Origin of the sequence: Longimicrobium sp., assembly GCA_036389795.1 — a bacterium.
Taxonomy (GTDB): Bacteria; Gemmatimonadota; Gemmatimonadetes; order Longimicrobiales; family Longimicrobiaceae; genus Longimicrobium.
Genome location: DASVWD010000104.1, coordinates 1 through 12,770, shown reverse-complemented (window position 1 = coordinate 12,770; position 12,770 = coordinate 1). Strand labels below are relative to the sequence as shown.

The 12,770-nt window shown below is 73.1% G+C and carries 12 protein-coding genes; 11 read left to right on the top strand and 1 reads right to left on the bottom strand.

Annotated elements, in window-relative coordinates; all coding sequences use genetic code 11:
* Window positions 1–220 precede the first annotated feature (220 nt).
* Window positions 221–853: an ABATE domain-containing protein gene (locus tag VF746_14280; protein ID HEX8693586.1), complete on the bottom strand. Its 633-nt coding sequence runs from the start codon at window positions 851–853 to the stop codon at window positions 221–223.
* 132 nt (window positions 854–985) lie between these two features.
* On the opposite strand from VF746_14280, the gene VF746_14275 reads away from it, so the two are divergent.
* The 11 genes from VF746_14275 to VF746_14225 all read left to right on the top strand — a co-directional run bounded on the left by VF746_14275 (window position 986) and on the right by VF746_14225 (window position 12,338).
* Complete coding sequence (locus VF746_14275; protein HEX8693585.1) at window positions 986–1,294, top strand: hypothetical protein; 309 nt, start codon at window positions 986–988, stop codon at window positions 1,292–1,294.
* The gene (locus tag VF746_14270) at window positions 1,291–2,280 is read left to right on the top strand and encodes an EamA family transporter (protein ID HEX8693584.1); all 990 of its coding nucleotides are present in this window, start codon (window positions 1,291–1,293) and stop codon (window positions 2,278–2,280) included. Before VF746_14275 ends, VF746_14270 begins: the two co-directional genes overlap by 4 nt.
* Window positions 2,277–2,669 carry a hypothetical protein gene (locus VF746_14265; GenBank protein HEX8693583.1) on the top strand — a complete coding sequence of 131 codons (393 nt, stop codon included), beginning with the start codon at window positions 2,277–2,279 and terminating at the stop codon, window positions 2,667–2,669. The genes VF746_14270 and VF746_14265 overlap by 4 nt, the downstream gene beginning before the upstream one ends.
* Window positions 2,650–3,012: a hypothetical protein gene (locus VF746_14260; GenBank protein ID HEX8693582.1), complete on the top strand. Its 363-nt coding sequence runs from the start codon at window positions 2,650–2,652 to the stop codon at window positions 3,010–3,012. The genes VF746_14265 and VF746_14260 overlap by 20 nt, the downstream gene beginning before the upstream one ends.
* A 705-nt stretch (window positions 3,013–3,717) precedes the next feature.
* On the top strand, window positions 3,718–4,638 hold the full coding sequence (locus VF746_14255) for a M23 family metallopeptidase (protein ID HEX8693581.1): 921 nt from the start codon (window positions 3,718–3,720) through the stop codon (window positions 4,636–4,638).
* Between the two features lie 87 nt (window positions 4,639–4,725).
* Window positions 4,726–5,919, top strand: a complete 1,194-nt coding sequence (locus VF746_14250; GenBank protein HEX8693580.1) for a hypothetical protein — start codon at window positions 4,726–4,728, stop codon at window positions 5,917–5,919.
* The gene (locus VF746_14245) at window positions 5,916–7,127 is read left to right on the top strand and encodes a hypothetical protein (GenBank protein ID HEX8693579.1); all 1,212 of its coding nucleotides are present in this window, start codon (window positions 5,916–5,918) and stop codon (window positions 7,125–7,127) included. Before VF746_14250 ends, VF746_14245 begins: the two co-directional genes overlap by 4 nt.
* A 72-nt stretch (window positions 7,128–7,199) precedes the next feature.
* Window positions 7,200–7,451, top strand: coding sequence for a YggT family protein (locus VF746_14240; protein ID HEX8693578.1), 252 nt, complete (start codon window positions 7,200–7,202; stop codon window positions 7,449–7,451).
* Between the two features lie 203 nt (window positions 7,452–7,654).
* Complete coding sequence (locus VF746_14235) at window positions 7,655–8,287, top strand: DsbA family oxidoreductase (protein ID HEX8693577.1); 633 nt, start codon at window positions 7,655–7,657, stop codon at window positions 8,285–8,287.
* A 211-nt stretch (window positions 8,288–8,498) separates the two neighbouring features.
* Entirely contained in the window at window positions 8,499–9,878 is a 1,380-nt protein-coding gene (locus VF746_14230) for an erythromycin esterase family protein (GenBank protein HEX8693576.1), read from the top strand.
* Between the two features lie 321 nt (window positions 9,879–10,199).
* Window positions 10,200–12,338 carry a xanthine dehydrogenase family protein molybdopterin-binding subunit gene (locus tag VF746_14225; GenBank protein ID HEX8693575.1) on the top strand — a complete coding sequence of 713 codons (2,139 nt, stop codon included), beginning with the start codon at window positions 10,200–10,202 and terminating at the stop codon, window positions 12,336–12,338.
* Window positions 12,339–12,770: the final 432 nt, after the last annotated feature.

Here is a 12,770-nt window from a genome sequence, read left to right as displayed (position 1 = left end):
GTCTCACACAGAGGGCACAGAGAACACAGAGGAACAGCGGAGAGATTGAAGTTCTCTCCGTGTCCTCCGTGTCCTCTGTGTGATGCCAATCTGTTTCTCGCGAACCAGAACAATGCTCGGAAACGTGGTATCACACGGAGTTAACGGAGTCAACGGAGAACAGACAAGGGGTTCCTCCGTTAACTCCGTTGACTCCGTGTGAGGCCTTTCCGGATCTACGTCATGAGCTAGGCTCGGCGGTCTCGCGGTGGCGGTGGTAGTGGCGCCTGGCCTTGGCGCGGTTGCCGCAGTCGGCCATGGTGCACCAGCGGCGGCTGCGGTTGCGGCTGGTGTCCAGGTACAGCCAGTCGCACCGCTCGCCCGCGCACCCGCCCACGCGCGCCAGGTCTTCGGAGACCAGCAGCTCGGCGGCGTCGCGCACCACGGGCCACAGCACCCGGTCCAGCCCGCCGTCGTCCCACCCCCAGGCAAAGCCCTCCCCCTCCGGCCGCACCCGCAGGTGTACGAGCGCGGCGGAGAGCTCGCGGTTCACCACCGCCAGGTCGTCCGCCGACATCTCCCTGGCGTCGTCGGACGACGAGAGCACGCGGAACAGCGCCTCGCGGAACTCGATGGCGCGCGCGAACACCTCCGCCGCTCGCGCCGGCTCCCCGCCCGCGCGGTTGAAGAGCTTCTCCGCCGCCGCCTCGTCCAGCACCCCCGCGCGCAGGACCCACCACACCAGGTCGGCGTAGTCGTGCAGCCAGTCGCCCTCCGGCTCGGGCGCGTGCTGGCTGATGGTGTTGGTGAAGTCCAGGCACAACCGCCCGCCCGCCAGGGTCCTGGCCGCGAACGGGTTCTCTCCGATGCTCATCTCACGCCCTCCCGGGTCTCCGTATCAACCACCAATATCGCACTTGACTGGTTAGGTGTCCAGCATTATCTTCTCACCTAACCTCCAAAATAGGTTTTGGAGGTTGAAACCCGAGGGGAGGGGAGGACGACCATGCATCCGGACGAAGCCGTTTCCATCGCCATCCAGGACCTGCGCTCGCACCTGGCGCCGGCCCGTCCCGCGCCGCGCTTCACCCTGTTGACGCGGAGCCTCTGGCGGCGGTATCTCGCGGGGTGGACGTGGTACGTGCAGGACGGCCGTGCGCCGCAGTTCGACGACAGCCCCGAGACCGGGCACCTGGGGCGGTTCAGCCTGCTTCCGACCGGCCCGGCGCGCGCCCGGCCCGTGGCCGCGATTCCGGCCGATGGCGCGAGACTCGCCGCGGCGTGCTGCGGGGGAGAGGGGAGGGTGAGGGCGTGACGAATCCCGTCGACTGGAGCCTGCGGACCAAGCGGCTGGCGGCGTACGCGGCCACCTGGCTGATCTGGGGCTCCACGTACCTGGCGATCCGCTTCGGGGTGGAGACGATCCCGCCGTTCCTGATGGCGGGCGTCCGCTCCGTGGCCGCGGGGGCGATCCTCTGCGCCTGGGCGCTGCTGCGCGGCGACGAGCGGCCGAGCGCGGCGCAGTGGCGGGCGGCGGCCGTGGCGGGCGCGCTCTTCTTCCTGGTGGGCCACGGCGGCCTGTTCTGGGCCGAGCAGCGGGTGCCGTCGGGTCCGTCGGCGCTCTTCGTGGCCACGGAGCACCTGTGGATCGTGCTGCTGGCGTGGGCGCTCCCGGGCGGCCGGCACCCGTCGCCGCGGGCGTGGGCGGGGATCGCGCTGGGCCTGGGCGGCGTGGCGCTGCTCACGCTCGGCGGGCCGGGGTCGGGGACGGTGGACCCGCTGGGCGCGGCGGTGATCCTGCTCTGCGCGCTGGCGTGGGCGGTGGGGCTCACCTGGTTCCGCGGCGCGCGCCGGCCGGAGTCCGACGCGTTCGCGGCGGGGACGCCGCTGGTGGCCGGCGGCGCGATGCTGATGGTCGCGTCGGTCCTCTTCGGCGAGCCCGGCCGCGTGGAGGCGGCGGACCTGACACCGCTGGCGCTGGGGTCGCTCGCGTACCTGATCGCCTTCGGCTCGGTGGTGGCGTTCACGGCGCTCACCTGGCTCACGCGCAAGGAGGGCCCGAGCCGCTCGGCCAGCTACACCTACGTGAACCCGCTGGTGGCCGTGGCGCTGGGCGCCGCCTTCGCGAACGAGCGGCTCACCCCGCGCGTGCTGCTGGCGGGCGTGACCATCGTGCTGGCGGTGGTGCTGATCATCTCCGGGAGCGCCGCACAGGAGGACCCGGCGGAGCGGGCGCGGGTGGCCCGCCGCGTGAGGTCGAACCCGTCCGCGGCGGCGCGGCTGCGCGAGGGGGAAGCATGATCGCGCGGCTGTGGCAGGGGGCCACGCGAGCGGAGGATTCCGAGCGCTACACGGCGTACCTGGAGGAGACGGGGGTGAAGGAGTGCCGCGCCACGCCGGGGAACCGGGGTGTGCTGGTGCTGCGGCGGGTGGACGGTGGGCGGGCGGAGTTTCTCTTCGCCTCGTTCTGGGACTCGCCGGAGGCGGTGCGCGCCTTCGCGGGCGACGACGTGGAGCGCGCCGTCTACTACCCCGAGGACCGGCGCTACCTGCTGGAGCTGGACCCGCACGTGCGGCACTGGGAGGTGGCGTCGGGCGCGGTGGGCGAGGTGCTGGCGGGCGCGGGATTCGGCGTGGCGGTCCACGAGACGAGCGAACAGGGAGGCGGCGATGCGGAACCTGGCGCCTGACATCTTCCGGCAGCGCCTGCTGGTCGAGGGCTACTACACGGGCGAGATGCCGCGGGAGCGGGTGAGCGGGTTCCTGACCGGCATCGCCGCGCACCTGGAGCTGCGCACCTACGCTGACCCGATCGTCTTCTCCCCCGCCAGCGGGATGGGGAGGGCGGAGAACGCGGGCTTCGACGCCTTCGTGCCGCTGATCGACTCCGGGATCTCGGCGTACGTGTGGACGCAGGCGCGGTTCTTCTCGGTGCTGCTCTACACCTGCAAGGGCTTCGACGAGACGGAGGCGGTCGAGTTCACGCGGCGCTGGTTCGGAGCGGAGGGGGAGGTGGCGAGCCAGGCGGTGTAGGGCCCTCTCCCCCGCGCGGCCCGGTCGTTCGTTCCTCACGACCAGAGCCGCGCTCCCCTCTCCCAGACTGCGGGAGAGGGGAAAACACCTCGGCGCTGCGCGCGACGAAACCCTGCGTGAGGGATGCGCGCCCGGAGGGCCGGGACCGGGCGTGCCGGGGGTTTGGCACGACCGGGCCCGGCGCCGTTGGGCACAGTCGTACCGTGCCCTACGGCGCGCGCAGCCCGGCCCGGAGCGCAGCGGAGGGACACGCCCGAGCCAGCGGTCGCCGTTTCGGATCTTCCGCAGGAACAGTTTTCCGGGGACCGGAAAAGATGAGGCGGGCGGGGAGCACTCCCGGACAGGGGCGCTCTCCGCTAAATTATTTCGGGCCATCGGGTTGACGGTTGCGGACGCACCGGGAACGCTTGTTGCCGTCGGGAGCGGCACACCCTGACAACCGAGGCGTCGGAGCCGGCGGAGCGCGGAAACGCGTTCCGCCGGGGCGGGATGGTCCTGCCGTCCGGCTTCGTCCGACCCGGACCGCCCCCACGGCCGGGAGCCCGGCCCGGGGTGCACCCGCATCCGCCGTGGGGAGAACCCGGAGATCGGCCGAAAAGGTTGACACTCCCCCCGAGCGGGCTTATCATGGCCCGCTCGCACCACTTACATCGACCGGCGCCGCAGTCCCGAATCGCCCGTCGGCTCCCAGAGAGAAACAGGGTAATGCCCAGGTCTCGCTGGACGCTCATGCTCGTCCCGCACGACAACGAGCGTGTGCGTTCGTTCCAGGTCTCCGCGAAGGACGTGCGGACCATCGTCTCGGCCGTGCTGCTGGTGGCGTTCCTCCTCGGCACCTTCACCGTGGCGTTCTTCGTCAAGCAGAGCCAGCACGTGCGCGCGGCCTCGCTGCTCCGCGAGAACGAGCTGCTGGCGGCCGAGGTGGACCAGATGCGCGGCGACATGCAGCGCCTCAACGCCTCCATCCAGGCGCTGGCCAGGAAGGACGAGCAGTACCGGGTGATGTCGGGGCTGCCGGCCGCCAGCGAGGCGGCCGCCGCCAGCGCCGAGCGCGGCGTGGCCGAGCAGGCGCTGGCGCACCTGAACCCCGAGGTGGCCGGCAAGGTGTCGCGCGCGTCCACCGACCTGGAAAGCCTCACCCGGCGCGCCCGGCTGCTGCGCTCCAGCATGGACCAGGCGCTCGGCGCCCTGCAGCGCAACCGCGACCGCCTGGCCTCGACCCCCACCATCGCCCCCGCCAACGGGCACCTCTCCTCGCTCTTCAGCGGCAGCCGCTACCACCCCGTGCTCCGCATCTCGCGCCCCCACAAGGGGATCGACATCGCCGCGCGCACGGGCGAGCCGATCCTGGCGGCGGCGCGCGGGCGGGTGATCTTCGCGGGGAACCGGGGGAACGGCTACGGCAACATGGTGGAGATCGACCACGGCTTCGGGTACGTGACGCGCTACGCCCACGCCTCGCGCCTGATGGTGCGCACCGGGCAGGAGGTCAAGCGCGGCGACCTGATCGCGGCGGTGGGCGCCACCGGGCTCACCAGCGGGCCGCACCTGCACTACGAGGTGGAGGTGGAGGGGCGCCAGGTGGACCCGCTCAACTTCATCGTGGCCGACGCCATCCCCGACTGAGCGAACCGTCCCTTCAGCGTGCGGGACTTGCGAGGAGCGCCTCCGGGCGCTCCTTTTCGCATCCCTATGCTTGCTCTCGCCTTTCTGTTGAGCGCCGCGGCGGCCGCCGCCGACACCGCCCTGCCGCGCGCCGCCCCGCCGGGCGCGCAGGCCGCGCCCGCCGTGACCGTGCACCACCAGCCGGCGCTGCCGGTGGTGGCGCTCCGGCTCTCGGTGCTGGCCCCGGACCCGCCCGGGTACGCGGGGGCGGGGCACTTCATCCAGCACCTGCACCTGCCGCGGCTGGAGGAGCAGGCGGCGCGGGTGGGCGCGCGGGTGCAGGCGATCCGCGGCACGGACGCCGTCGTCTACTCGGTGGTGGGACCCGCCTCGGAGCTGCCGTACCTGGCGGGGCTCCTGCAGGCGGCGCTGCGCCCCCCCGCCCCGTCTTCCGCCGAGCTGCTGGCCGCGCAGCGCGCCCTGGCCGAGGAGCGCGCGGCGGGGCGCGAGACGGCGCCGGCGTACGTGCGGGCGGCGCTCCGCGCCCGCGTCTTCCCGGCGGACCTCCCCCCCGCGGGGACCGACGCCGCGGCGTCGCGGCTGGAGGGCACGCGCCTGCGCGACGTGTGGGGGACGATGTACCGCCCCGGGCGCGTCTCGGTGGTGGCGGTGGGCGACGTGGAGCTGGAGGCGGTGCGGCGCGCCTTCCGCGATCTCCCCGGGGCGCCGGCGGAGGGGCTCGGCGACGAGGCGGCCGACACGGTCCCGGCGCTGGAGGCCGACACGCCGCAGGCCACGCGCGGGTGGATCGGGACGGCCTGGTCCGCGCCCGAAGCCGACCCGGCCGCCATGTCGGTGGCCGCGCGGCTGCTGCAGGGCGCGCTCAGGCGGCGGATGCCGCGCTCGGCGGTGGAGGTGGAGCACTGGTGGACGCACCAGGGGCAGGCGCTGGCGCTCGTCGTGGCCACCCCCGACTCGCTGGTTCCCGCCGCCCGCCGCACCGTCTCGGGGGCGCTGGAGACGCTGCGGCAGGGGCTGGGCGCGCGGGCGGTGCGCGACGCGGCCAACGGGGTGCGGCGCGACCTCCTCTTCTTCTCCCGCACCCCCGAGCGCATGGCGGAGCTGATCGGCGAGTTCACCGACCGCGAGGGCGACCCCGAGGCGGCGCAGCGCTTCTACGCCGCGCTGGAGGCGGTGACGGAAGACGACGTGCGCCGGTTGCTGGACCTGCTGGCGGCGCAGGAGCCGGCCACGGTGTACGTCCCCGCGCAGCGCATCCCCGAAGCCAACCGGCGGCGATGAAGACGCGCCTCCTCTCCGCCGCCCTGGCGCCCGTCCTCGCCTCCCTCCTGGCCGGGGGACGCGCGGGCGCGCAGGAGCGCATCTTCGTGCGCGCGGAGCCGGGGACTCCCGTGGTCGCGGTCGAGGTGCTGGTGGCCGCGGGGCCGGCGGACGAGCCGGCGGGGCAGGCGGGGATCACCTGGCTGGCGGCGCGCGCGGTGGTCGAGCCGGCGCGCGCCCTCTTCGACTCGCTGGGGGTGCGCCTGCAGGTGGACCAGCACAAGGACGCGGTGGCCTTCACGCTCACCGCGGCGCCCGACGTGTGGGCCGAGGCCTCGCGGAGGCTGCTGGTGGCGCTCTTCCGCGACGCGGTGGACAGCGTGGCCACCGCGCGGGTGCGGCGGACGCTGGTGAGCGAGCTGCAGGCGCGCCAGACCAGCCCCGCCGACGCGCTGGCCCGCGAGCTGGAGCGCGCGGTGTACGGCCGCGAGCACCCCTGGGGGCGCCCCTCGGTGGGGACGGCGCGGAGCGTTGGGGCGCTGGGCGTGCGGGCGGTGGACCCGTTCGTGAGGGCCACCTTCACCCCCGAGCGCTCGGTGGTGGCCGTGGTGGGCCCGGTGGAGCAGGAGGAGGTGGCCGCGGAGCTGGGTCCGCACATGCCCGAGGGCCCGCTGCGGGTGGAGGCGCCCGAGCCGCCGCGGCCGGCCACCGACCTGGTGCAGGTCGACTACAACTCGATCACCACCTGGGTGTCGGCGAGCTGGCGCTTCGGCGCCGGGGCCGACGTGGAGGCGCTCACCATGCTCTCGCACCTGGCGCTGCAGCAGGTCTCCTTCGGCCCCAGCCGGCGCTCGGTGTACAACAGCCGCGCCGAGGTGGTGCGCTACCCCGGCGGCGGCGAGCTGCGGCTGCACGTGGTGGTCCCCCCGCGCGAGGCGGCGCAGTGGGCGGGGCGGTTGCGCGAGGCGGTGCAGGCGTATGCGCGCGAGCCGCTCTCCGGCCCGCTCTTCACCGAGCGGCTGCGGCGCTACCGGGGCGAGCGGATGCTGGAGCTGGACTCGCCCGAGGCGCGGGCGGCGGCCATGGCGCGCGCGGCGCTCCTGGGCGACCGCTCCGCCACGCTGGCCGACTTCCAGGGGCTCTCGGCCGAGCGGCTGCACCAGGCGGCGCGCTCGCTCGACGCGCCGGTGGTGGTGTTCCTGGGACCTCCGGGCGAGCAGGGGATGTAGAAGCACGGCCGGCCGCGATTCCCCTCGGGCGGCGGAGTCTACCCGATCGACCAGAAACGACGGAGGTGGCGCGTGGCGGGCTGGCGGGTGCTGCTGTTCATGCTGCAGGTGCTGCAGATCCTGATCCTGGTGCGCGTGGTGCTCTCGTGGGTGGCGCCCCATTCGCGCAACCCGTTCGTGGAGTTCGTGCGCCAGGTGACCGACCCGATCCTGCGGCCGATCCAGTCGATCCTCCCCTCCACCGGCCCGTTCGACTTCTCGGCCCTGGTGGCGCTCCTCATCATCTGGTTCCTCCAGAACCTGATCGCCGGGGCGATGTACTGAGCCGCCGGGCAGGATCTCCTCGGAATCAAAAGATCCAGAAGCCTCACGCAGAGTCAGCAGAGGAAGCAGAGAACTCATCGCATGGCATGGGTTTTCTCTGCTACCTCTGCTTCCTCTGCGTGAGGCCAGGCTGTTCATCGATGGCTCGCCGATGGCCGGATTCATGCGCGGCGGGCGGGTGATCCGGTTTCGGGAGATGGGAGATGGTGACGATCGACCTGTTCGCGGACATCGCCTGTCCGTGGTGCTACATCGGCGAGCGGCGGCTCAGGCGCGTGCTGGACGAGCGCGGGCTCGAGGCGCGGGTGCGCTGGCGGCCGTTCGAGCTGCAGAGGAACCTCCCGCCCGGCGGCATCCGCTGGGAGGAGCTGGTGGAGCGCAAGTTCGGCGGGTGGGAGCGCGCCCGCGCGATGTTCGCCCACGTGCAGCGCGCGGGCGACGAGGAAGGGATCCGCTTCGACTTCGAGCGCGTGGCCTCGGCCCCCAACACCCGCGACGCCCACCGGCTGATGCTGCTGGCCGGGGAGCACGGGAAGACCTGGGAGATGGCCGAGGCGCTCTTCTCCGCCTACTTCACGCAGGGCCGCGACGTCGGCGACCGCCAGGTGCTGGCGGAGCTGGCGGCGTCCGTGGGGCTCGACGCGGAGCGCGTGCGCCAGGTGCTGGAGGGCGGCGACTACATCGCCGAGGTGCAGGCGAGCCTGGAGGTGGCGGACCGCAGCGGGATCGGCGGGGTGCCGCTCTTCGTCTTCGACGGCCGCTTCGGCGTCTCCGGCGCCCAGCCCGCCGAGGTCCTCCACGCCGCGCTCGACCGGGCGGAGGGGAAAGCAGCGTAAAGGCCTCACACGGAGGAAACGGAGTCAACGGAGGAACGGCAAGCAGGTCCTCCGTTGACTCCGTTCACTCCGTGTGAGGCATCGCGGTTTTCAGAGGCCGCCGGCGCTGCCGGCGGCCCGCTTCATTTGTTTCCCAAAATGGGGAACCGCCCGGGCGCATCGGCATATCAATCTATCTTGTTGTCACGAATACATTTAGGAGAAGCTTACAATGCTGGATAGACAGTGGCGGACGGTGCTCGGGTGGGGCTCGCTGCTCGTGGCGCTGGCGGGGTGCGCGGACCTGCCGACCGTGGCCGGGCCGGCGCCGGAGCCGGTCACCCCCGCGCTGCTGGACGCCGTCCGCGCCTCGGCCCGCCCGCTCACCGGCGCCGCGGCCGACTACGACCCGCTGCTGGCGCTCGCCGGCGGCGCGCGCTTCGTGCTGCTGGGCGAGTCCACGCACGGCACGCACGAGTTCTACGCCGAGCGCGCCCGCATCAGCCGCCGGCTCTTCGACGAGGGCGCGTTCACGGCCCTTGCCATCGAGGGCGACTTCCACTCCGCCGACCGCGTCCACCGCTACGTGCTGGGCGAGAGCGCCGACGCGAGGGCCGAGCAGGCGCTCTCCGGCTTCGACCGCTTCCCGCTCTGGATGTGGCGCAACGCCGAGTTCCGCGACTTCGTGGAGCACATCCGGGAGCGCAACGCCTCCGCCGCGCCGGAGCGGCGGGTGGGCGTCTACGGGCTGGACCTGCAGGCGCCGTTCGCCTCGCTGCAGCCCGTGCTGGCGTACCTGGACCGGGTGGACCCCGCGGCGGCCGGGCGCGCCCGCTCCCGCTACCGCTGCTTCGATGCGTACGCCGACGAGGTGGTCTACGCGCGCGCCGGCTTCACCTCGCTCGCCGAGTCGTGCGCCGACGAGGCCGCGGCGGTGCGCGACGAGCTGGAGGCGCGCTACGCGGCCGCCTCCGCCGCGAGCCCGGCGGCGCTGGACTCGCTCTTCTCGGCGGCGCAGCACGCGCGCGTGGTGGCCAGCGGCGAGGCGTACTACCGCGCGCAGGGCGGCACGGCGTACACGACGTGGAACATCCGCGACCGGCACATGGCCGAGACGCTGGACCGGATCGCCGCGCACCTGGCGCGCCTGGGCCGCCCGGCGAAGGTGGTGGTGTGGGCGCACAACACGCACGTGGGCGACGACCGCGCCACCGAGATGGGGAGCCAGGGCGAGGTGAACCTGGGCCGCCTGGTGCGCGAGGCGCATCCCGGCCAGTCGGTGCTGGTGGGCTTCACCACCTACGCGGGCACCGTGACCGCCGCGCACGGGTGGGGCGGCTCCGGCGAGCCGCGCACCCTCAACCCCGAGCTCCCCGGGAGCTTCGGCGACGTCTTCCACCAGGCGCTCGGGGGCAGCTCGCTGGTGCTCCTGCGCGGCACCCCGGCGGCCGACCCCCTCTCCGCCGAGCGCCTGGAGCGCGCCGTCGGAGTGGTCTACGCCCCCGCGAGCGAGCGAGCCTCGCACTACTTCCGCGCCAGCCTGGCCCGGCAGTTCGACGCGGTGATCCACGCGGAGGCCAGCCGCGCGGTGTCGCCGCTGGGCGACGGCTGATCCCGGGTGGAGAAGGATCGTTCGGGGCGCCGGCCCTGGAAATCTCACACGGAGGAACAGAGAAACGGAGGGCTTCTCTGTTCCTCTGTTTCTCCGTGTGATCCCAATCCGTTCGGGACCAGGACGAGGCCCGGCAGCGTGGTGTGACGAAGCGCCGCGAGCCGCCCCGGCTTGCGGCGCCCTCGCGTCTCCCCTAATTGTTCCCCAACCGAGATCCACGCGAACCGCTCGCGTCCCCACCCTCCCCACGGAGGTCCCGCCCGTGCTTCACCCCTGCCCGCCGGCCGTTCCCCGCCACGCGACCGTCCGCCGGAGGCGCGCGTGATCCGGCCCGTGGTCGGCGCGAACGTGCCGCGCAAGGACGGGCTCCCCAAGGTCACGGGCGCGGCGCGCTACGTCGACGACGTGGCGTTCCCGGGGATGCTCTACGGGCGCACCGTCCGCTCCACCGTCCCGCGTGGCCGCATCCGCGACATCCGGCTCGGCTTCGACACTACGGGGTTCACCGTCGTCGACTGGCGCGACGTGCCGGGGCGGAACGCGGTGGCGCTCATCGAGTGGGACCAGCCGTACCTGGCCGAGCGCGAGGTGAGCCACCTGGCCGAGCCCGTTCTGCTGCTGGCCCACGAGGACCGCGAGGCGCTCCTGGCCGCCCGGGTCGAGATCGACTACGACCCCCTCCCGCCGCTCCTGGACCCCGAGGCGTCGGAGCACGTCTTCAAGGAGATCCGCATCCGCAAGGGCGACGTGGAGCGGGCGCTCGCCGGGGCCGACCTGGTGGTGGAGGGCACCTACCGCACCGGCGCGCAGGAGCACGTCTACATCGAGACCAACGGGGTGATCGCCTTCCCGGAGAACGGCGGCATCACCGTCTACGGCTCCATGCAGTGCCCGTTCTACGTGCACAAGGCGCTCAAGCACCTGCTGGACCTCCCCGACGAGCGCGTGCGCGTGGTGCAGACCGAGACGGGCGGCGGCTTCGGCGGCAAGGAGGAGTACCCGTCGGTGATCGCGGGGCACGCGGCGCTGCTGGCGCTCAAGTCCGGGCGGCCGGTGAAGATCGTGTACGACCGCGTGGAGGACATGGTCGCCACCACCAAGCGCCACCCGTCCATCGTCCGCCACCGCACCGGGGTCGCGCGCGACGGGCGGCTGGTGGCGATGGACGTCGACGTGCTGATGGACGGCGGCGCGTACTGCACCCTCTCGCCCGTGGTGCTCTCGCGCGGGTGCATCCACGCGGCGGGGCCGTACCGCTGCGACCACGTGCGCATCCAGGGCCGCGCGGTGCGGACGCACTCGCCGCCCAACGGCGCCTTCCGCGGCTTCGGCGCGCCGCAGACGCAGTTCGCGGCCGAGGTGCACATGGAGCGCATCGCCGAGGCGCTGGGGATGGACCCCGTGCGCCTGCGCGAGCTGAACGCGCTGCGCCCGGGCGACACCACGGCCACGGGCCAGCACATGGGCGACGACTGCTCGGCGCTCGAGGTGCTGGACGAGGCGGTGCGGCGCTCCGGATTCCACCGCAAGCGCGCGGAGTACGCGGGGACGGGGCGCGGGATCGGCCTCTCGCTCTTCTTCCACGGCTCGGGGTTCACCGGGAGCGGCGAGGTGCACCTGGCGTCCAAGGCGGCGCTGGAGACCACGGAACGCGGGGTGCGCATCCTGGTGGCCAGCACCGAGATCGGGCAGGGCACGCGCACCATGCACTCGCAGATCGTGGCCGACGCGCTGGGCGTCGCCTTCGACGAGGTGGAGCACGCCGTCCCCGACACGGCGGCGGTGCCCGACAGCGGCCCCACGGTGGCGTCGCGCACCTGCATGGTGGTGGGCGGCATCCTGCAGCGCTGCGCCGAGGAGCTGCGCGGGCGGATCGGGGAGCTGCACCCGGGCGAGCACTTCCGCCGCTTCGGCCGCACCGTCGTCACCCGCGAGTACGAGAAGCCGCACGACGTCACCTGGGACGACACCGAGTACACCGGCGACGCCTACGCCACCTACGGCTGGGGGTGCGACGTGGTGGAGGTGGCGCTGGACCCGGACACGTACGAGGTGCGGCCCGTCCGCGTCGTCACCGCGCAGGACATCGGCCGGGCGATCCACCCGGTGCTGGTGGCGGGGCAGATCGAGGGGGGGACGGCGCAGGGGATCGGCTGGGCGCTCAACGAGCGGGTGGTCACGCGCGACGGGGCGATGCTGAACTCGACGCTCACCAACTACACCATCCCCACCACGCTCGACACCCCGCCGATGGAGGTGGCGATCGTGGAGAACCCGTCGCGCTACGGGCCGTTCGGCGCCAAGGGCGTGGGCGAGATGCCGATCGACGGACCGGCGGCCGCGGTGGTGAACGCCATCCGCCACCTGGGCCTGGACGTGCGCGAGATCCCCGCCGTCCCCGAGGTGGTGATGCACGCGCCGCCGATCGAAGAAGGGGCGGGGGAGGCGGTCGCGGCGTGAGTCGCCGGGCGGCTGAAGCCGCGGCAACAACTGCAGAAAGCCTCGCAAACCGCGCGAGGCTTCAACTGCCCTGGAACGAGGTGCGGAGACATATCTCGTCTCCACACGGGTGTCATTCTGAGGGAGCGTCCGCACCGGAAAACGCGTTCGCACAAGAGGTTGGACGCGACCGAAGAATCCAGCCCGCGTGCCGGGTGGCCAGGGAAAGTGCGCGGAGCCAGCCACGCGTGGGGGTGAGTAGATCCTTCGGTCGCCGCCGGGCATCGGCGCGGGAGATAGTGCAGCGCAGCGGCTCCCTGAATAGAAACTACCTGGCTCGTGCGCTGTGACGGGCTTCGGTGCTCGCCGCGGGTAGCCCCCCTCCCCGGCCCTCCCCCCGCTGCGCGGTGGGAGGGAGAACTACAACCCCGTTTCATCCTCCGTGGTCGCGCG

What these genes read in the sequence shown, in the direction of transcription:
- VF746_14265 (HEX8693583.1), top strand. Translation starts at nt 2,277, where the DNA reads ATGATCGCGCGGCTGTGGCAGGGGGCCACGCGAGCGGAGGATTCCGAG.
- VF746_14245 (HEX8693579.1), top strand. Translation starts at nt 5,916, where the DNA reads ATGAAGACGCGCCTCCTCTCCGCCGCCCTGGCGCCCGTCCTCGCCTCC.
- VF746_14255 (HEX8693581.1), top strand. Translation starts at nt 3,718, where the DNA reads ATGCCCAGGTCTCGCTGGACGCTCATGCTCGTCCCGCACGACAACGAG.
- VF746_14235 (HEX8693577.1), top strand. Translation starts at nt 7,655, where the DNA reads ATGGTGACGATCGACCTGTTCGCGGACATCGCCTGTCCGTGGTGCTAC.
- VF746_14230 (HEX8693576.1), top strand. Translation starts at nt 8,499, where the DNA reads ATGCTGGATAGACAGTGGCGGACGGTGCTCGGGTGGGGCTCGCTGCTC.
- VF746_14275 (HEX8693585.1), top strand. Translation starts at nt 986, where the DNA reads ATGCATCCGGACGAAGCCGTTTCCATCGCCATCCAGGACCTGCGCTCG.
- VF746_14280 (HEX8693586.1), bottom strand. Translation starts at nt 853, where the DNA reads ATGAGCATCGGAGAGAACCCGTTCGCGGCCAGGACCCTGGCGGGCGGG.
- VF746_14260 (HEX8693582.1), top strand. Translation starts at nt 2,650, where the DNA reads ATGCGGAACCTGGCGCCTGACATCTTCCGGCAGCGCCTGCTGGTCGAG.